Below are 19,973 nucleotides of genomic sequence, written 5' to 3' on the forward strand. Positions count from 1 at the left end.
GAGATGGCGCATTATCACTTGAGTGACATATTGCAAACCCACTATGGTCACTACCAGCAACATCATCGACTGAGTCAGCAACAGCGTTTGGTGTGTCAGCGTATTTTGGCTTGCCGCACCGCCGCACTTGGTCAACAGCAGTGGCAATGTAATCAATGTCACTATCAGCAAAGCGTGTTCTGCTCATGCCGAGACAGACATTGTCCACGCTGCCAAGGTAAACAAACCCAAGCATGGATAGAGAAGCAGCAGCAACAAGTACTGCATTGTCGCTATTTTCATTTGGTGTTTACCTTGCCCCATGAGCTCAACTCGCTTACCCAAACCGATGAGCAAGCTAAGCTTGTGTATAGCGCATTGTTTGAGGCTGTGTGGCAAACCTTAAGCCAATTTGGTATGACCCGTAAGCATTTACAAGGTCAGCTGGGGTGCACTGCCGTGCTGCATACATGGGGGCAAACCCTAACCCAGCATATCCACTTACACTGTTTAATCCCAGGCGGAGTGGTCACTGAGCAAGGTCTGTGGCGCAGCGTTAAATCAGACTATTTATTTCCTGTTAAGGCGGTCTCAACCGTGTTCAAAGCTAAGATGTTGGCTGCTCTGCGCCAGCGTGAACTGACCATTCCCGAGGCCAATAACCTCATCAATAAGGCGTGGTGCGTATACAGTAAAGCGTGTCTTTATAAAGCTGAAACCGTAGTGGCTTATCTCGGGCGTTACACCCGAAAAGGCATGCTACATGAATCACGGCTTAAGGCGGTCACCAAAGATCGTATTGATATCAGCTACACCGACTATGTCGATAACCAGCGTAAAATCATGCAACTGACTCCTGAAGAACTCATTAGGCGTTACTTATTACATGTACTGCCTAAAGGGGTGATGCGGATAAGGCATTTTGGTTTTTTAGCCAACAGCTGTCGGCGTAAAAGGCTCGCCAAAATTAGAGAGCAACTGGGGAGTAAAGCGAAAGACATCCCATCAGCAATCACTGATACATTAGGCCACTGGTGTTGTCCGCAGTGCGCCAATGGACGGCTAATGTTTATGGGACTGGTGCCACTGCTAACGATGTTAGCGCGTGAAGCAAAGTTGAAGCTGTCAGGTTAGTCAGATTAAGTGGGGGGATGTCAGCAAATAAAGCAGGCTCAGCTAATCTTAGATTAGGTGGGTCGATGGCACACGATTTGGTATCGAGAAATCAGTAAATAAGGCAATAATCGAGCAATGGAAAAAGATGAAAGCCAACAAAATCCACCCTAAAAGGTGTAATCAGAACAGACGATTAGCCGAAAGGTTGTACAAAATACCACTACCGTTAAAAAGCAAATTCCTATAGCATAAATCATACCGATTAATTTGGATGTGGCATCGGCCAAGTCCAACAAGCGATTTATGCTTTGCAAACAACGCAACGCATAAATACTAAAACGTTATATTGCAAAAGGTAGGCATGGAGTTTTATCCACCAAAAGGAAGTAGTTTCGCTATTCGATTATTGAGAATGGTTATATTCGTATCAATGGTTTTTGTACTTTCAAAACTGTTGTATGAAGTAAATCAACTCAATCACTATCCCGCGTATTTAAACGATATTGTTTTTGTTGTTTTGTGTATAACTCTCGGTTGGTTTTTTCGTATTAAAAATACATGGGAATACTCTGAACAAGGTTTAATTATCTCAGCTGACGCAAACCTATTTGGTTTTGTGTTTATCGTTGCAAAGCTTAATGGTGTAAATAAGTATCAGTTTAGGCTTTGGAATCATGATTCTCATAGCTTTACTCTTAACTCTGATCTCACTATCAATATATGCTTTAAATCGCCTGAAAAAATAGCGGTTGGTGGTTGCCATCTTTTATGCAAAAATAAAGAGATTAAACCAAATTAAATTAGCGTAGTTGCAATATAACACATATGAGCCTTCCGCCAGTCAATAGGCGCGCCTAACTTATTTGACTGCTTTTGCAGTCAAATTAAAATCAATCAACAAATTCATTTACTTCGTCTGTCATTTAGCTGTCAAATCATCGTTTACAGCAAACACATATAGAGGCTCTCTTAGTGCGATCTTATCACTGCCTGACGCTTTTCATTCCTTTGAAATGTCAGGGGCACTAGACATTTATCGGTTAACCCTAAGATGGCACTATTCAAGTCAGAGGTGCTTTTTGCACAGTTAGTTTCAGGCTCATTTAGGGTGTAAACGACTTTGTTGATTGTATTCATTAATGCGCGCCAATAAGGTGTCTAATCAAGGCGATGTAGCTTAAATAGCATTTGGCATAGTGATGATGGTGAGAAGTCATTGCTTCATTAGCCACATCATTCACGGTCATGCTCGCTTCTCTTTTTAAGAGTATCTAGTTAGACGTTCAGCTCACCTTATTGCGCGACTTATCCTTTTAAGAATCGTTGTTCATCAAACACCGTTTTGTTCTTCAGCATGAAATAGACGCAGCGGCCAAGCTTATGTGCCAGTGCAGACAACGCTTTTGCTTTACTCATTCGTTTTTGTAATCGATTAAGGTAGTTACGTGCTTTGTCATTACCACGTAGGTAAAGCACCGCTGCTTCGGAGAATGCCCATTTCAAATGAGCATTACCGATTTTATTGCCATTTGTGCCGTAGGTTTTACCGGCTGACTCCGCTTTGCATTTGACCAATCGAGAGTATGACGCAAACTTTTGTACTGATTCAAATCGACTGATATCACCGATTTCATAGAGGATTGTCAGCGATAAAATCTTACCAATGCCAGGTACTGTTTTAAGTAGTTCTAAATAGACGGGGTTATGGTTTTTGGCTTGTTTTTCGATGAACCATTCAACCTGTGCGAGTTCCTTTGCATAACAATCAAGTAATGCCATGTCTAAATCAATGTTGCGCTGCACGATAGGGTCTTGATATTGCTCGCGAAGTTTTTGTCTTGCAGAGATATTTTTAAGATTAAGTTCAGTTGCAGGTAAATTGTATTGGCTATTAGTGTTAACCACATGACCTTTAAGCATAGCGCCGTGACGGACAATCTTCATTCTACGACGTAGTAGGTCACGTGCTGCGCGCATTTCACTTGGATAATCATAAGCTATTGGAAAGTTACCACCACGCAGTAGTGTGGCAATTTTAAAGGAATCGACTTTATCATTTTTGGTTTTACCACCGTGAATCGCCTTCATATAAAGCGCATGACCTAAGATAAAATCAATCCCAAGTTCAGCACACCAGTCAGACACCCAATACCAGCAATGCATGCACTCAACCCCGACAATCACATTGCCGATATAGGGTTCTAGAATGAGTAATAAGTCATCTTTATCAGCACCAATCTTTTTATGGATGACAACTTCCCCTTTAGAATCAATGATACAAACGTAAAGTAAGCGTGCATGTAAATCGATACCACAGTAGTATGGATGTGAGTTATTATAAAATCTCATTGAGCTTTCTCCTGTTGGTTTAGTCACCTTAAGCATACCGCTGATGCGGCTTGCTAGGGAGGGGGCTCAATGAGTATCAAGCTAATAAACAAGGACAAAAAACAGTTTGCTGTTTTCGTCCCTCAACATTTTAGCAAACAATTTTTTGCCTGTTATTAGGGCGTTAGTAGTCAAAGGTTCATCATAGAAAGGAATCTCAAATGAATAAACAAACTAAAGAAAATCTAGCTGAAGCAGCACTCATTGGAACTGGGCTTTTGAGTAAATTTGCTCTCTTGAAATCAATGACGGAATCTAAAACATTAACCATAATGGTGATCCTTGGCTTACTATTTTTTAGTGGTTTTATTTTGTTTTTAGTAAAGATGGCTGGCGCCTAAAGTTAATCTGTCAGCTACTAACAAGCTGCTAAATCCAGATTCACCAAGGCTGTCACGCCATTTGCTGAGCAAATCGCCCACCAGCACTTGGTTCACTTATTAGCAGGGCGTTAGGTGCTTAGGAGATTCTGATTTTGATATGTTGCGGAAATAAAATTTCAAGCCCTGATTTTATTGATGGGACAGCTTACTTTGTTTGCAATGAGTGTGGGAATGTTCGAGAGATTAAAAACTATCGAACCTATACACCTGAAGAATCACTTGTTTATTTTGAAAATAAATATGGACTAAATCTACCCTCAAAATATATAGAGGTTTCTGGTTCACGCTCAACTAAGGTCATTAAGCTTAATTCGACTGATATTGAATCGTTGAATTTTTATTTCGATGACGGGTTCTATGAAATTGGTCGCTTCGCAAGCATAGACCCTAACCATAAGAACTCTATATATGACAATATAAGTTCAGGACGAGAATGGGGACTTCAAAATAAATTTATTCCACTCGAAGGTGATGGGCATACTTGGTTAGCTCTTGATTACAGAGAATCAAACGTAGAGCCTAAAGTTGTAGTTACTGAAACAGATGATGGAAATAGCTTAGTCGTTGCAAATAGTTTTGATGAATTCATATCAAATCTTCTTCGATACGAAGAGGTTTATGATTTAAATGGTAATATCATTTATAAAAAATAAAGCGCCTAACACATATGAGCCTTCCGCCAGTCAATAGGCGCGCCTAACTTATTTGACTGCTTTTGCAGTCAAATTAAAATCAATCAACAAATTCATTTACTTCGTCTGTCATTTAGCTGTCAAATCATCGTTTACAGCAAACACATATAGAGGCTCTCTTAGTGCGATCTTATCACTGCCTGACGCTTTTCATTCCTTTGAAATGTCAGGGGCACTAGACATTTATCGGTTAACCCTAAGATGGCACTATTCAAGTCAGAGGTGCTTTTTGCACAGTTAGTTTCAGGCTCATTTAGGGTGTAAACGACTTTGTTGATTGTATTCATTAATGCGCGCCAATAAGGTGTCTAATCAAGGCGATGTAGCTTAAATAGCATTTGGCATAGTGATGATGGTGAGAAGTCATTGCTTCATTAGCCACATCATTCACGGTCATGCTCGCTTCTCTTTTTAAGAGTATCTAGTTAGACGTTCAGCTCACCTTATTGCGCGACTTATCCTTTTAAGAATCGTTGTTCATCAAACACCGTTTTGTTCTTCAGCATGAAATAGACGCAGCGGCCAAGCTTATGTGCCAGTGCAGACAACGCTTTTGCTTTACTCATTCGTTTTTGTAATCGATTAAGGTAGTTACGTGCTTTGTCATTACCACGTAGGTAAAGCACCGCTGCTTCGGAGAATGCCCATTTCAAATGAGCATTACCGATTTTATTGCCATTTGTGCCGTAGGTTTTACCGGCTGACTCCGCTTTGCATTTGACCAATCGAGAGTATGACGCAAACTTTTGTACTGATTCAAATCGACTGATATCACCGATTTCATAGAGGATTGTCAGCGATAAAATCTTACCAATGCCAGGTACTGTTTTAAGTAGTTCTAAATAGACGGGGTTATGGTTTTTGGCTTGTTTTTCGATGAACCATTCAACCTGTGCGAGTTCCTTTGCATAACAATCAAGTAATGCCATGTCTAAATCAATGTTGCGCTGCACGATAGGGTCTTGATATTGCTCGCGAAGTTTTTGTCTTGCAGAGATATTTTTAAGATTAAGTTCAGTTGCAGGTAAATTGTATTGGCTATTAGTGTTAACCACATGACCTTTAAGCATAGCGCCGTGACGGACAATCTTCATTCTACGACGTAGTAGGTCACGTGCTGCGCGCATTTCACTTGGATAATCATAAGCTATTGGAAAGTTACCACCACGCAGTAGTGTGGCAATTTTAAAGGAATCGACTTTATCATTTTTGGTTTTACCACCGTGAATCGCCTTCATATAAAGCGATGACCTAAGATAAAATCAATCCCAAGTTCAGCACACCAGTCAGACACCCAATACCAGCAATGCATGCACTCAACCCCGACAATCACATTGCCGATATAGGGTTCTAGAATGAGTAATAAGTCATCTTTATCAGCACCAATCTTTTTATGGATGACAACTTCCCCTTTAGAATCAATGATACAAACGTAAAGTAAGCGTGCATGTAAATCGATACCACAGTAGTATGGATGTGAGTTATTATAAAATCTCATTGAGCTTTCTCCTGTTGGTTTAGTCACCTTAAGCATACCGCTGATGCGGCTTGCTAGGGAGGGGGCTCAATGAGTATCAAGGCCAGTCAATCTGACCTTCAAACGTTGTCCTCTTTTTTGCAAAATACCGCAAATAAGCAGCCAACATTTTCCAGCAGTTGCTGGCGGCGTTAGCTTTTTCAAATGTATATAAGTTGAGATGTTTACAGATGTACATATACAAATATCAGAGTGTTAGTCCTCTATCTTTAATGATGCTAAAACGTGGTGAAGTTTATTTTGCCTCTGCAAGTGAGTTAAATGATAGGCATGAGTGTAGAGCTAGATATCTATTTAATGCTCCAAAAGAGGTTTGGACTCGATTTGTCGATTATGTGTTATGTAAAGTCAGCTCTAAATACCCTCTTTATCAATCTCCTCAAGATGCATACAAGCTGATTGAATTAGCTGAACCTATTTTTGACGCTGGTTATAGCCAAATAAAGAAAAGAAACCTGACTGTATATGATGCTGTTCAGCTCTTTAATTATGGTTTTGAAGCTGTTCTAGGCGAAAACTTTAGCCCAGAAGAAAAGAAGAAGATCAGACAATATACTGAGAGTTACTTGTTAGGGTTAAGTGAGAGCGAACTTGTGGAAAATAAGCACATTTGTTCCTTCTCCAAAAATGCGATAAACCCTACAATGTGGGGGCATTATGGGGCAGCCGAAACTGGCTTTGTCGTTATATATGAAAGCTCTGATGGTTTTGTTGACGTTGAGTCGACATTGCCCAACTTATCTGGTTATAGAGAAAAAGAAGAAGGGTGGCATGAGATAGGTAGTTATAATAATGAAAGTTTGATGTTAAAAGACGTTATTTACTCTAGGCAACCTTGCAAAGTTAACGCCTTTGAAAGACTTATACATAAATTTCGTTTCAGCGAAAGAGAAGCTCATTACGATGTGCCTGAAAGCTTTCTGGGTATGATTGACCAAATGGAAGTAAATAAAGTTGGATTAGTTAAGTTTACTGATTGGAAGTATGAGCAAGAGGTTCGCTTACTATTCCCCACCTATGAAGAGCTACCTTCAGAGCATCGTTGCTTAAAAGTAAATAGTTGCCATATAAAAGGAGTTATCTTTGGTCCTAAGACTTCAGATAGTTCAAAAGAAAGAGTTTTAATGGCTTGTGCTCATTTATTAGAACTAGCAAAAGATCTGCCAAGCTTAGCTGTTTTTCAGGCGTTAGAGTCGCACGATAGCTACTCTTGTCAAGTAGCTCCTGTGGGTATGGTCTCAAAGTTTTTTTCATCAAAACTCCTCCCCCTAACAGAATACGAACGTTTAAATCTGGATCAAAAAGAGTATTTGGGTAAGTTGGGTAAAAGTATTATAGAACAAAGCTAACAAGGCAATTAAACGGAACTAAAACAGTGGGTTAGGTTTCGCTTCGCTACACATTATAACCCACAGTTTTAGTCCGCTTATTGCGGCGTTGAACTAAGCCGCTGCGCGGAGCCCAAAAGCCCGTCATTTGCACCACACTTACCTCAGTGGATTTTCCCACTATCAAGGAGGTAAGTCATGTTAGAAATAATAACATGGCCACCCAAGATTAGTGGCTAAATAACAAACAATAAACTACGCTTTACTTACCCTTTCAAAATGGTAATTGAAGATGGCCAGACCAAGACAAACTATCGTTAGCTTAGACGATACGCCTTACTACCACTGCTGCTCCCGTGTTGTGCGTAAGGCTTTTCTTTGCGGAATAGATAACTCGACAGGTGAGAACTTTGAACATCGGCGAGAGTGGGTAGATTCGCGCATTCTTGAGTTGGCGACCATTTTTGCCATCGACATTTGTAACAATAACATGGCCACCCATGATTGTTGGCTAAATAACAAACAATAAACTACGCTTTACTTACCCTTTCAAAATGGTAATTGAAGATGGCCAGACCAAGACAAACTATCGTTAGCTTAGACGATACGCCTTACTATCACTGCTGCTCCCGTGTTGTGCGTAAGGCTTTTCTTTGCGGAATAGATAACTCGACAGGTGAGAACTTTGAACATCGGCGAGAGTGGGTAGATTCGCGCATTCTTGAGTTGGCGACCATTTTTGCCATTGATATTTGTGCTTATGCGGTGATGAGTAACCATTTACATGTTGTTTTGAAGATTGATGCAGATAAAGCAAAAGGCTGGTCAGATAAAGATATTCTGATCCAATGGCATAAAGGTTTTAAAGGCACATTGCTGACTCATAAATTTGTTAAAGACGAAGACTTAAACGAGTTTGAGCATAAAACGGTTAATGACTGTGTGACTCAATACCGACAAAGGTTAGTTGATATTAGTTGGTTTATGCGTTCCTTATGTGAGCCTATTGCCAGAATGGCCAATAAAGAAGATAAATGTACGGGCCGATTTTGGGAAGGAAGATTCAAATCCCAGGCGTTACTTGACGAAGCCGCTGTTCTGAGTTGTATGGCTTATGTAGATTTAAACCCTATTCGTGCCAAAATGGCAACGACACCAGAAACCTCAGACTACACCAGTATTCAACGGCGAATAACCTCAGCGATAAAAGGTGAGCAACCAACAGCATTATTGCCTTTTGTTGGTAATGAACGGCTAGATATGCCCAATGGACTGATGTTCAGCGTTAAAGACTATATTGTGCTGGTGGAAGATACCGGGCGAATTATTCGAGAAGATAAACGCGGTGCAATTAGCTCAACTAGCCAAGATATTCTCAATAGATTAAATATTCCTGCTGACAACTGGCTAAAAATCACCACAGAGTTTGGTTCATTATTCAAAGGTGCAGTAGGGTCTTTACCTGTATTAACGGAATATTGCGAACATCTAGAACGAAAGCGACGACAAGGTGCATCAAACTGCCAGCGCTGGTTATGCGCTTAAAGCTTAATCTCTATAACTAGAATCCACACAAAAACATTAACCTCCTTTCAAGCTTGATATCAATCAAGCCGCGAGTGCTGCTTTAAATCTACCGTATTGTTCATCATTTTCCATATAACGCTCAGTTTGTTGATGATTCCCATTTAGTTTATACATTTTAAATAGTGCTGAAAGCTATCGCAATCAAACCTAAAAGCAGTGATGTTAATTGATCGTTAAAATGGGTGGCTGAATTTTATTAAAAATGGGTGGCTGAATTTTATTTATTAAAAGCAGTGATGTTAATTGATCATTAAAATGGGTAGCTAAATTTTATTTATTAAATTTTAAGTTATTAAATTTTACTAAACACTTGGGGTATTGGATAAAAAATAACCCGTAAGCACTGTATGTGTGCTCCGGGTTACCAATGAGCTATTGCAGGTTGAGACTATTTGGCCGCGTTTCGTGCTTCAGTCAGCCAACCGTTCCATTTATCCTGATTTTTGGTAATCCACTCATCTACGTGTCCTTGGATATCCTTGGCACTCTTTTCACCTTCGTTCATCCGAGTATTTTGTTCGTTGATATCACTAAGTGGCAATGTAAATACCTCAAAAAACTTCCTGGCTGCCGGATTCTGCTTGGTGAATTTTTTGTTGGCGACGATCTGGATGTCTGAAACGACAAAACCAAGCTTTACCGGATCAGAAACCGCGCCTTCAATTCCATTCACTGTCATCCGTTCAATTGCAGAACTTTGCGCCTTTGTCGGCTTTATTTCAGGCACGTTGATCCAGACAACGTCCTTGCCTGGCTTCAGTTTGAAAATGGTCCAGTTTGGTGCCCAGGTATAAAAGAATATTGGTCCACCATTTTTATAACCCGCCATCGCTGATGCCATTCCTGCTGCATATGAAGCAGTCACCGGATTGATAGCATCTTTGAGACCATATACGTCCATATGGTGGGTGATTATTTTTTCACATCCCCAGCCAGGTGGGCAAGCAGTCAGATCGGCCTTGCCATCACCATTTGTATCAAAGGCTTTTTTCACCTCAGGGCGTTTAAAATCTTCAAGGGAAGTAATGTTATATTTATCTGCCTCTTTTTTAGACACCAAATATCCTTGCAGGCCACCGGCCTTAACCACAAAACCAACTTTCTCACCTTTGTCATAAAATCCTTTTGGCATCTGGTCATCATGATTTGGAAACCAGCCATTGGTCCAGTAATCAACATCACCGAGAGTCACTGTTTTGTAAAAGATCGGATTCGACAGATCTTTAGGTTTTTCTACATCATACCCAAGTGTTTCAAGGCCCCGTCGTACCAGAGCTTCCTGAAAAAATCCCGTATCCCACGTGGCCCGCGCAGGTTTGACTGTTACACCTTCACCTGGCTGGTGATTATCGGCAAGAGCTGCTGACCCTGTCATGGTCATTGCAGCGAAAGCTGCACCCATTATTACTTTCTTAATTCTCATTTTCGTTCCTTATTTTTTTGTTGCCATAGATTGGGTCATTATCTTCAAAATAATTACCAATATTACATCTCTGCCTTTGGACATAAATAAGCACATTCATTTTTCTTTTAGGTTATATTTTAAATAATATGTTGAATTTGAGAGCATTTTTAAAAATATGATAAGAACTTAGGCTTGTTCCGTTAAAAACATCATTCCCTCTTAAAGGGCTACATCATTATCAGCTTTGTCCTCTTTTTTGAAAGCGGTGCCATACGTTTTACGAAATACTTGGGGTTTTGGATAAAAAATAACCCGTAAGCACTGTATGTGTGCTCCGGGTTACCAATAAGCTATTGCAGGTTGAGACTATTTAGCAGCATTGCGTGCTTCAGTCAGCCAACCGTTCCATTGATCTTGGTTTTTGGCAATCCACTCATCTACGTGGCGTTGAATGTCCTGTTCACTCTTTTCGCCATCGTTCATCCGAGTATTCTGTTCGTTGACGTCGGCAAGCGGTAGGGTAAAGACTTCAAAAAATTTCCTTGCTGCCGGATTTTGTTTGGTGAATTTTTTGTTGGCGACGATCTGGATGTCAGAAGCGACAAAACCAAGTTTTACTGGGTCAGAAACTGCGCCTTCAAGCCCCTTTATCGTCATTCGTTCAACAGCTGAACTTTGCGCTTTGGTAGGATTGATTTCAGGTACGTTAATCCAGACAACGTCCTTGCCTGGCTTCAGTTTAAAAATGGTCCAATTTGGTGCCCAGGTATAGAAGAATATTGGTCCACCATTTTTATAACCCGCCATCGCAGATGCCATTCCTGCTGCATATGCCGCTTTCACCGGATTGATAGCATCTTTGAGACCATATACGTCCATATGGTGGGTGATTATTTTTTCACATCCCCAGCCTGGAGGGCAGGCAGTCAGATCGGCCTTGCCATCACCATTGGTATCAAAGGCTTTTTTCACCTCAGGGCGTTTAAAATCTTCAAGGGAAGTAATGTTATATTTATCTGCCTCTTTTTTAGACACTAAATAGCCACCCAGCCCACCGGCTTTCATTACATAACCAATCTTTTCAGCTTTTTTATCAAAATTTTTCGGTAGTTGATCGTTATGCATTGGAAACCAACCATTGGTCCAATAATCAATATCACCGAGAGTGACCGTTTTGTAAAAAATTGGATTGACCAGAGTTTTGGGCTTTTCAACATCATACCCCAGAGTCTCAAGACCTCGTCGTACAAGCGCTTCCTGAAAAAAACCGGTGTCCCATGTCGCTCGAGCTGGTTTAACGGTTATGCCTTCTCCTGGCTTGAGCGTATCAGCAAGAGCTACTGACCCCGTCATGGTCATTGCAGCTAAAGCTGCACCCAGTATTACTTTTTTAAGTATCATTTTACGTCCTTATTTTTTGGAGTTGCCATTGATTGGGTGATTCTATCTAGAATGATTGCTAATAAAACAATCGCAAGACCGCCAACCGTGGCCAAACCAATATCAAGTGTATTTAAGCCCAGAACGACAGGTGCCCCGAGGCCTCCTGCGCCAATCATTGCGGCGATAACCACCATGGAGAGCGACATCATGATGGTCTGATTAAGGCCAGCCATGATGGTCGGAAGAGCAAGTGGTATCTGAACTTTAAGTAAAACCTGCGAGCTTGTTGCCCCAAAGGCGAGCGCAGCCTCGACTAACTCTGGGTGTACCTGCCTGATACCTAGACTGGTTAATCTAACCAACGGTGGCAGGGCAAAAATGATGGTTGCAAGAACACCCGCTGTGTTGCCAATAGAAAAAAGCATCACAATAGGTACCAAATAGACAAAGGCTGGCGTTGTCTGCATCGCATCCAAAATGGGTCGTAGAATGTTATTAACACGATCACTGCGTCCTGCCCATATACCAAATGGCACTCCAACAACGGTGCAGAACACAACAGATGAAAATACCATGGCGAGGGTTATCATGGTTTCTGACCAGAAACCAAGCAGACCGATGAGAATCAACGAAGCAAGCGTAAAACCAGCAAGTTTGAAACCTGACACCCGCCAAGCAATGACGCCAAACAGTGCAATAACTAGAAGAGGTGAAGTTGCCAGAAGTCCGTCTGACACACTAGATAAAATGAAGTCTACGGGCCATTTTATCATCTGGAAAAACCATCGATACCCTTCGACCAACCAGTCAACAAGACTTGTGATCCATGCATCTAAAGGAATAACTCTTTCATCAAAACTGAACATAATATAAAACTCCTGAAGCTAGTATTCTAAGATGCTGACTGCTCAAAATAAGTCCCTTTCTCTGCACGGTTTAAGGTACGAAGAAACAGATTTTTAGAAACAACTCCGCGATATCTATTTTCTGAGTTTACAACTGGAATAGGCCAAGAATGAGAAGCTACCAAAGGTAAAATGTCTTGAAGACTATCGGTTTCCTGAACCGATTCTGCTTCTGTAAGAAAAGCATGCTCAAGTTTGCTGGTACCATTTCCTTGGTCAATAGCGTCACGCAGGGAATCTGAAGAGACAACACCTAAAAACCGGTGTTCTGAGTCGAGTACATATGCAAATTCGCGATCTTTAATACTCAACATTTCTAATGTGGCTCGTGGGCTACCAGCTTTAGTATGCCAAACAACCGTTGGATGGGTATCGCGGGCAATGTCCCCTGCGGAGATAACACCAGTTGGATCCACACCACGGAAAAATGCTCGTACATAATCATCAGCGGGATTTTGCAGAATCTCTTCTGGCGTCCCCACCTGAATCACTCGGCCGCCCTGCATAATGGCAATTCGGTCACCAATACGTAATGCTTCATCTAAATCATGGGAGATAAAAATGATGGTGCGCTCATGACGATCTTGTAGTTTAAGCAGTTCGTCCTGCATCTCTGTCTTAATAAGAGGATCAAGCGCCGAAAATGCCTCATCCATGAGCAAGATATCAGGATCAACCGCTAAGCCTCGCGCCAATCCAACTCGCTGCTGCATACCACCACTTAACTCTTTGGGATATGCATTTTCTAAGCCTTCAAGTCCGACTTGTTTTAAAGCGTCTAGAGCTCGCTCTTCACGCTGTTTCTTATCCATACCATCAAGCTCTAGTCCAAATGCAGCATTTTCTAACACAGTTTGGTGAGGCATAAGAGCGAAGGACTGAAAGACCATACTTGTTTTACTTCTGCGAAACCTTACCAGCTCATCCTTATTCATTTTGAGGATATTTTCACCATCAACTAACACCTCTCCAGACGTTGGTTCAATGAGCCTGTTTAGCATTCTTACTAGAGTTGATTTTCCTGAGCCAGACAGACCCATCACGACAAAAATTTCACCTTTATTTACTGTAAAACTGGCACCTTGCACTGCAACTGTAAGCCCTGTCTGTTCGTAAATTTCTTCTTTGCTTTTCCCTTGTTCAAGTAATTTTACCCCCTTACGAGGGTCTGAACCAAAAACCTTGTAAAGGTTTTTTATCACTATTTTTTCCATAATATTTTCCATGACGCTCTTTTACGTCGTTTTGCTTTTTTGCACTAATCGCTACATAAAAAGCACATGAATAAATTCTGCGCTGTTAAATATTTACCACACACTTTCGCGATATATTTTATACAGTAGTCCCATAACGCTTAGCATGTCAATGTTAGTGTTTTTAAAAGTAAACCTAAATCATTGAATTTAATTGAAAAATATAATGGTTATTATTCTTGATTTTATTAAAAACCACTAAGCATGACCACCCAAGATTATTGGTTAAATAACAAATAGCGCTTTAATTACCCTTTCAAAATGGTTATTAAAGATGGCCAAACCAAGACAAACTATCGTTAGCTTAGAAGACACACCTTATTATCATTGTTGCTCACGAGTTGTGCGTAAAGCTTTTCTGTGTGGCATTGATAACTCGACAGGCGAGAATATTGAACATCGTTGTGAATAGGGTGATTCTCGTATACTTGAATTTGCTACCATCTTTGCCATTGATATTTGTGCTTATGCATTCTTATTAATAAGCAGGGAACAATCACTTACATGTTGTTAAAGTCGATGCTAATAAAGTGAAACATTGATCAGATTAAGAAACGCGGCGCAATAAGCTCAGGTAGCCAAGATATTCTTAATAGGCTGAATATTCCGATTAAAAACTGGTTAAAAATAACCACAGAATTTGGCACGTTATTCAACTTAACAAAATAATGTGAGCATGAAGAACGAAAGCGACGACAAGGCGCATCAAACAGCCAACGTTGGTTGTGTTTAAGGCTTAATAACTAAAACTAGAATTATATAACTAACCCCATATCCAGCTTGATATCAATCAAGCTGATAGTGCTGCTTTAAATCTACCGTATTGCTCACCATTTTCCATAAGGTGCTTAGTTTGTTGATGATTTGCGTTCAATTGACTTGTTTGAATAGTGCAGAAGGTTATTAGAGTTAAATTGGGAGGAGATTATTCATGTGATGAATATCAGGGTTAATTGATAAGCGCTTGAAAAAATAAGTAAAAAGGAGTCTGGTGGGAGACTCCTTTTGTTTATGGGGGATGTATTTTATAGCTAAACTTTAGTTTAATCCGTTAAGGATTAACGTGTAAAGTTATGGTATTTCTCGATACCTGAGCTTCGTCCTTCAGCATGACAAGTTGCACATGACTCACTTGCGTTTAACTTATACCATTCAGTAGCAGGTACTTCTTCAGTAGTAGTACCTCCATTTTGAACCATATGAGCTAATGCATAATCGTCATTATGGCATGCAAAACAGTTCGCCGTGATAGGGCTGGCCATTTTGGTTGAATCACCATCGTTGAATGCTTTAGCTCTCATGAACTGATTTGGAACAGTTTTTAAGTCAACAACACCATTATCATGGCACGCTACACAGCTGGTCTGTGGTGCTATAACACTTGCAACGTTAGGTGTACCATCGTCATTTAACTTCTCGCTGCCCACACCCCAATGCATACTATGAACCATTGGACCAAAGCCTGGAGCAGAATTTTTTGCACTACGGTCTTGACCGTTGTTATGACAAGCGACACAACCTAAACCACCGTTAGCGAAGTTACCGTTTTTGTGATAGTTACTAAGGTTGTTATGACAAGTAGTACAAGAGTCAGTGCCTACACTGTGACGACGATCGTAATCAGTTACTGACCCATCAGCCTGTGATGTAACATCCGTGTATCCATGTATAGTAACAACGTCAGCTTCAGCACCCATGTAGTCTTTGGCGGTAAAACTGACACGTAATGATGCCATTAAGCCAGCATCAGGCCAAGCTGATAGGTCTGGAGTTGAGCCAGCGACAGGTGGTAAGCCATGACCTGCGGATATTGCATAACACATAGTCTTGCGACCTTCTGCGTCATAGCTGTATTCATAAGCATCAGTAATACGGCCAATAACACTGTTATTATAAACTCCGTGGAAGTATGAACCTACATAGTTAATTGGCTTGTCTGGATTATGAGTCGTTTGTGACTCGTCGAACAAATCATGTATGTTAACTAATGTTTCAGCCCCTGTTGCTGCGTCAATTTCGAATAATGACAGCGTCGTACACCATTGGCCTGCATCACCAGAATCTGAGAACCATGCAGGTGCGGTACCAGTAACCTTATAGGTATCTGCGAGCGCTTTGTTAGAGGTGATAGCACTTTTTGCTTCATGTAACGCACGTAAGTCAGAACCGTTACCAGGAATGATATCTCCTGCAATGTCACCAGTGTCATGACAATCAATACAACCAGGACCTGCAACATTGATGTTTATAGTTGGTTCAGTGTGACAAGAACTACAGTTCATGACACTAAAGCCTGTTTCGAACTCTTGGTGGTTAATGTGGCCAATTTTAGACAGAGTATTACTTGCGTAGCTACCTGTTGAAAACCCTTCTTCATTCACCATGTCGCGACTAACAGAGCCGTGACAGGTTAAACAACCTTCAACGAAAGTGACTTCACCGTCCATGCCTTGAGCTACATAGCTGGCATGACGATTTGGACTCGTTGAGTAGTCAACGTGACAGGCATAGCAAGCTTCGGTAGTGGTAGAAAAAGCTCCTTCAGGCTTATTTACTACTAGCTCATAAGATCTGGCTATCCCTGATTCGCTATTGCCACCAACACGCAACCATACAATACCTTCAGTTCCAGTATTTACACCTAACATAGGTGCTGTAAATTGGTAGTGACCGTCACCAAGAGCGGTTAATGTTGCCCCTTCAGTGCTCATCGTTACCGCACCACCAATATGAATATTGTCTGCGACTTCATTGATGGGATCTTCATTACGGTTGTTAATAAAACCTTTATCAGTAAGAGCCGCAACTTTACCTTCAGCATCTATGAGCCCGTTAACAAGTTCCCCGTTTTCGTTAGTGACCTCAAATTCGTAACTAATAGAACCTTCGCCAAGTATATAGTTTATTACTTTCACATTAGTTTCGGTTGAACTGGTTACCACTGGTAATGTCCAAGAATCTCCAGGTTGACCGTCAACACCGTCAACACCGTCAACACCAGCGGCACCGTCATCCCCATCACATCCCATTAACAAACTAGTCAGCGCTAATGCGACTAGATAAGCTAGTTTTTTAGATTTAAAACGTTTCATCATAACTCTCCGTTTGATCCAATAAAGAATATTGGACTCTTTATGGTATTAAACTTTGCTTAGTTCATTAGCCATAACTGGTTCTATATTTTATTATGTGAGCTCAAATTGAATATCGGCTCGGGACCGATTTTGCTGTTAATCTAATGTAAATTAATTGATTGAGATCAAATTAGCGCCTATTACTTTGGAGGTATGTCTCATTTTATTGATATTTATAAAAACCAATTGAATCATCACTTTAAATTAATATTCATTTAAGGTTGGCTTAAGGTTTGGTTAAGGTTAGGTTGGTGGTAGGTTAATTTTTATTTGAGATTGAAATTTTAATTTGTGCTAATGAAAAGCTACATTTACATGTTTCTGGGTTATATAAAATCGTGAAAAATAATATCGCTATGCTTCGATGCCCAGTAAAGAATATAAGCGTATTCGGACCCGCTGAAGTTGTTTAAATACTGATATTGTCTCAAATGTATGGATTGATGTTGTTAACAAAATGGTTGATTAATGCGCAGTTAAGTTATAACTATCTAATATTTTAGCCAATTGTTAATTATTGGGCTAATCTTTCAAATCTCTTTATCAACATTTAGACAAACACATGGTCTACGAGTGTTAGTCGCTGTAATCACAACACTGGAATACAACATTAATGAGCATTTCTAATTTATGGGCAAGTGAACTTGAATATCGTCGCACAGTGTTAAAGGCAGTGTTAATCGTCATTATTGTAGCTGGCAGTATTTTTGTGGTTAATAACTGGTTTAGCGGTTTCAAAGTGTATGCCATGGTTGAACTAGTTGTGGTGTGTCTTTGTATTGGTATTCTGGTTATTCATAAGAGTACACCTAATCTTACCTTGTGGTGTTCAGTATTTTTATTTTCCCTCTATACGGTTATTTTAATTGGTATTTATAGTGCCTCATTTAATTCTGGGTTGTTTACTTGGTTGTTTATTATCCCCGTTTTGTCATATCTATTATTGGGAATTAAGCTAGGAACGATATATACAAGTGTGTATATGGCTACAGGTGTGGCTATTTTGATTTACGCTTTGTTGTTCAATATTGCTGATATTTATCCGATCACTATTGCCAATATTGCTTTATGTTTAGCGGCCATTTGGGCATTGTCTTTTAGTTATGAATCTAAGCGAGCGGAAGCAGTAGAGCGTTTGCAACAAATGGCATCAGTTGATCCGTTAACAGGGTTAAATAATCGTTTATTGTTAGATTCTATTTTCGAGATGCTGTGCCAAAGTTTGCCTGATAAACAACAATCAGTGTCTATGTTATTACTTGATCTTGATTATTTTAAAAAGATTAATGATCAGTTTGGTCATGATGTGGGTGATAAGGTATTGGTTGAGGTATCCAAATTAATCAACGATATGCGTCGTCGGAATGATTGGGCTTTTCGTTTTGGTGGCGAAGAATTTTGCATGTTAATTCCTAATACGAGTTTGCAACAGGCTGAGCAAATCGCAGAGCGTTTGCGCATTGCGATAGATAAGATTACAACTGTTGATGATAATAAACTCAATATTAGTATCAGTATTGGCGTTGCACGTTGGCCCGATGATGGCAGTCAGTTATCGCAGGTTTATAAAGCCGCTGACGAACGGCTTTATAAAGCGAAAGAATTAGGACGTAATAAAGTTGTTTCTCACTAAAGTGATCAACCAAGAGCCAGTAATAACAAATAAAGTGTAGTCAGCAACAATTGTTGGTGGCTATTTTATTCCAATCCGCATTAGAATTTGCTCTTTTAGCGAAAATTATCAGTGAGGTATTTGAGGCAGCCTTTTGAAGACATAGTCGTTCTCGGCAACTGCTCCTGCGTTGCTCTACCTCCTGCATCCATGCAGTCGTACGTTAAGAAAGGCTAACAAAAAAGACCACTCTGATAAATTCGCCCTTCGGGGCGGTGTCACAACCCCCATTACTGTTTCAAATGACTTTGATGTAGAAGACTACACCTACAGTCATTTTCATTGTACTGGGCCTAGTGACGCAGCCTAAAATAGATCATATTCTAATAAGGATTGATATTATGGTTTAGTTTTATGAAGTAAATATGACATAGGCATCCACCGTAATCTTCTTATTGATCCGATGGAAACAATAGACTTCTTCAAGCAGATTTCAACGTAGCTGAAATAACATTTCTACGTCGGCAATATCTATATAAAATGACAAAGACACTCACCTTAATTTTCATCTTGATACGATGGCAAGCCATAGACCTCTTCAAGCTGATTTAAAAGCGGTAGAAACAGCATCTCTATTTCGGCAATATTTATATGGCTTTGGTTAGGGAAAAAGAAATGACTATTGCGATTGCGCCGGGTACGGATAATGACATAGAACATCTGACTGATCAGTTTGGTGTTTTGTGGAGGAAGTTGTATTTGTTCAAAAAGCTTATTTTCAGCATTTTTTAGTGCCGTACTGATTGTCCCTGTGTTGATCTGTGCGACATAATTGATCTCTAGTTTTTTTAGTATTCCATCCAACCATACATTACTTAAAGCGGTGACTGTTTCACCATATTCACTATGGGCCCTTTTTTTGAAAAAAAGGATATTATGCTTTAACAGGCAAGCTTTGAGCAAAATCTCTGCGGCAAGCGAAATGTTACGCCAGAAATCAACCGTTTCGAAAGGACTATGTTCACCGATATTCGCAATTTCATAAGTGCCGTTATGGTAAGTAATCACATTTTGAAAAGTAGACAGGTGAATGGCATAGCGGTGATTTTGTTCTGCAATATAACTGATATCAACATTTATCCCGTCTCCAGTATCAATATTCATTGTATTTATCCTCTTCAATATCACTCATCGCTTTTCTTCTTCCAAACGCAATTCATTTATCAGTGATGCAACCTTTTTATCTGTATGACCAGTAATAAGATCTCTTC

The 19,973-nt window shown here is 40.2% G+C and carries 15 protein-coding genes and 2 pseudogenes; 9 read left to right on the top strand and 8 right to left on the bottom strand.

Translation table 11 applies throughout. From position 1 onward, the window contains the following. Positions 1 to 3: 3 nt before the first annotated feature. Entirely contained in the window at positions 4 to 1,113 is a 1,110-nt protein-coding gene (locus FH971_RS03045) for an IS91 family transposase (RefSeq protein WP_140233303.1), read from the top strand. A 343-nt stretch (positions 1,114 to 1,456) separates the two neighbouring features. Then, the gene (locus tag FH971_RS03050) at positions 1,457 to 1,894 is read left to right on the top strand and encodes a hypothetical protein (RefSeq protein WP_140233304.1); all 438 of its coding nucleotides are present in this window, start codon (positions 1,457 to 1,459) and stop codon (positions 1,892 to 1,894) included. 506 nt (positions 1,895 to 2,400) lie between these two features. Here the strand turns inward: FH971_RS03050 and FH971_RS03055 are convergent. Beyond that, entirely contained in the window at positions 2,401 to 3,444 is a 1,044-nt protein-coding gene (locus FH971_RS03055) for an IS110-like element ISShfr7 family transposase (RefSeq protein ID WP_140233305.1), read from the bottom strand. Between the two features lie 200 nt (positions 3,445 to 3,644). On the opposite strand from FH971_RS03055, the gene FH971_RS03060 reads away from it, so the two are divergent. Further along, entirely contained in the window at positions 3,645 to 3,824 is a 180-nt protein-coding gene (locus tag FH971_RS03060) for a hypothetical protein (protein ID WP_119969152.1), read from the top strand. Positions 3,825 to 3,958: 134 nt separating this feature from the next. Continuing rightward, entirely contained in the window at positions 3,959 to 4,519 is a 561-nt protein-coding gene (locus FH971_RS03065) for an SMI1/KNR4 family protein (protein WP_167495973.1), read from the top strand. A gap of 494 nt (positions 4,520 to 5,013) precedes the next feature. Here the strand turns inward: FH971_RS03065 and FH971_RS03070 are convergent. Continuing rightward, a pseudogene (locus FH971_RS03070) lies at positions 5,014 to 6,056 on the bottom strand (IS110-like element ISShfr7 family transposase). A 251-nt stretch (positions 6,057 to 6,307) separates the two neighbouring features. On the opposite strand from FH971_RS03070, the gene FH971_RS03075 reads away from it, so the two are divergent. The 3 genes and pseudogenes from FH971_RS03075 (at position 6,308) to FH971_RS03085 (ending at position 8,968) form a co-directional block, all read left to right on the top strand. Continuing rightward, entirely contained in the window at positions 6,308 to 7,444 is a 1,137-nt protein-coding gene (locus FH971_RS03075) for a DUF2971 domain-containing protein (RefSeq protein ID WP_167495974.1), read from the top strand. Positions 7,445 to 7,715: 271 nt separating this feature from the next. Continuing rightward, positions 7,716 to 7,904: pseudogene (locus FH971_RS03080) on the top strand (transposase); the annotation flags it as partial. 86 nt (positions 7,905 to 7,990) lie between these two features. Beyond that, positions 7,991 to 8,968 (top strand): transposase, encoded by a 978-nt coding sequence (locus FH971_RS03085; protein WP_140233308.1) that lies wholly within the window; start codon positions 7,991 to 7,993, stop codon positions 8,966 to 8,968. Between the two features lie 430 nt (positions 8,969 to 9,398). On the opposite strand, the gene proX (FH971_RS03090) is transcribed toward FH971_RS03085, so the two are convergent. The 4 genes from proX (FH971_RS03090) to proV all read right to left on the bottom strand — a co-directional run bounded on the left by proX (FH971_RS03090) (position 9,399) and on the right by proV (position 13,917). Continuing rightward, entirely contained in the window at positions 9,399 to 10,433 is a 1,035-nt protein-coding gene (gene proX / locus FH971_RS03090) for a glycine betaine/L-proline ABC transporter substrate-binding protein ProX (protein WP_140233309.1), read from the bottom strand. 348 nt (positions 10,434 to 10,781) lie between these two features. Then, a complete protein-coding gene (gene proX / locus FH971_RS03095; protein WP_137222993.1) occupies positions 10,782 to 11,816 on the bottom strand; it encodes a glycine betaine/L-proline ABC transporter substrate-binding protein ProX in 1,035 nt (344 codons plus the stop codon). Beyond that, positions 11,813 to 12,664 carry an ABC transporter permease gene (locus tag FH971_RS03100; protein ID WP_137222991.1) on the bottom strand — a complete coding sequence of 284 codons (852 nt, stop codon included), beginning with the start codon at positions 12,662 to 12,664 and terminating at the stop codon, positions 11,813 to 11,815. Before FH971_RS03100 ends, proX (FH971_RS03095) begins: the two co-directional genes overlap by 4 nt. 26 nt (positions 12,665 to 12,690) lie before the next feature. Next, the gene (proV, locus tag FH971_RS03105) at positions 12,691 to 13,917 is read right to left on the bottom strand and encodes a glycine betaine/L-proline ABC transporter ATP-binding protein ProV (protein WP_175405929.1); all 1,227 of its coding nucleotides are present in this window, start codon (positions 13,915 to 13,917) and stop codon (positions 12,691 to 12,693) included. 313 nt (positions 13,918 to 14,230) lie between these two features. On the opposite strand from proV, the gene FH971_RS20685 reads away from it, so the two are divergent. Further along, positions 14,231 to 14,368: a hypothetical protein gene (locus FH971_RS20685; protein ID WP_420853467.1), complete on the top strand. Its 138-nt coding sequence runs from the start codon at positions 14,231 to 14,233 to the stop codon at positions 14,366 to 14,368. Between the two features lie 646 nt (positions 14,369 to 15,014). On the opposite strand, the gene FH971_RS03115 is transcribed toward FH971_RS20685, so the two are convergent. Next, positions 15,015 to 17,048, bottom strand: coding sequence for a multiheme c-type cytochrome (locus FH971_RS03115; protein WP_140235506.1), 2,034 nt, complete (start codon positions 17,046 to 17,048; stop codon positions 15,015 to 15,017). A gap of 655 nt (positions 17,049 to 17,703) precedes the next feature. Here FH971_RS03115 and FH971_RS03120 point away from each other — a divergent pair. Continuing rightward, complete coding sequence (locus tag FH971_RS03120; RefSeq protein ID WP_140233310.1) at positions 17,704 to 18,723, top strand: GGDEF domain-containing protein; 1,020 nt, start codon at positions 17,704 to 17,706, stop codon at positions 18,721 to 18,723. Between the two features lie 537 nt (positions 18,724 to 19,260). Here the strand turns inward: FH971_RS03120 and FH971_RS03125 are convergent. Then, entirely contained in the window at positions 19,261 to 19,866 is a 606-nt protein-coding gene (locus FH971_RS03125; RefSeq protein ID WP_140233311.1) for a hypothetical protein, read from the bottom strand. Between the last annotated feature and the right edge of the window lie 107 nt (positions 19,867 to 19,973).

The organism is Shewanella polaris (assembly GCF_006385555.1).
Lineage (GTDB): Bacteria > Pseudomonadota > Gammaproteobacteria > Enterobacterales > Shewanellaceae > Shewanella > Shewanella polaris.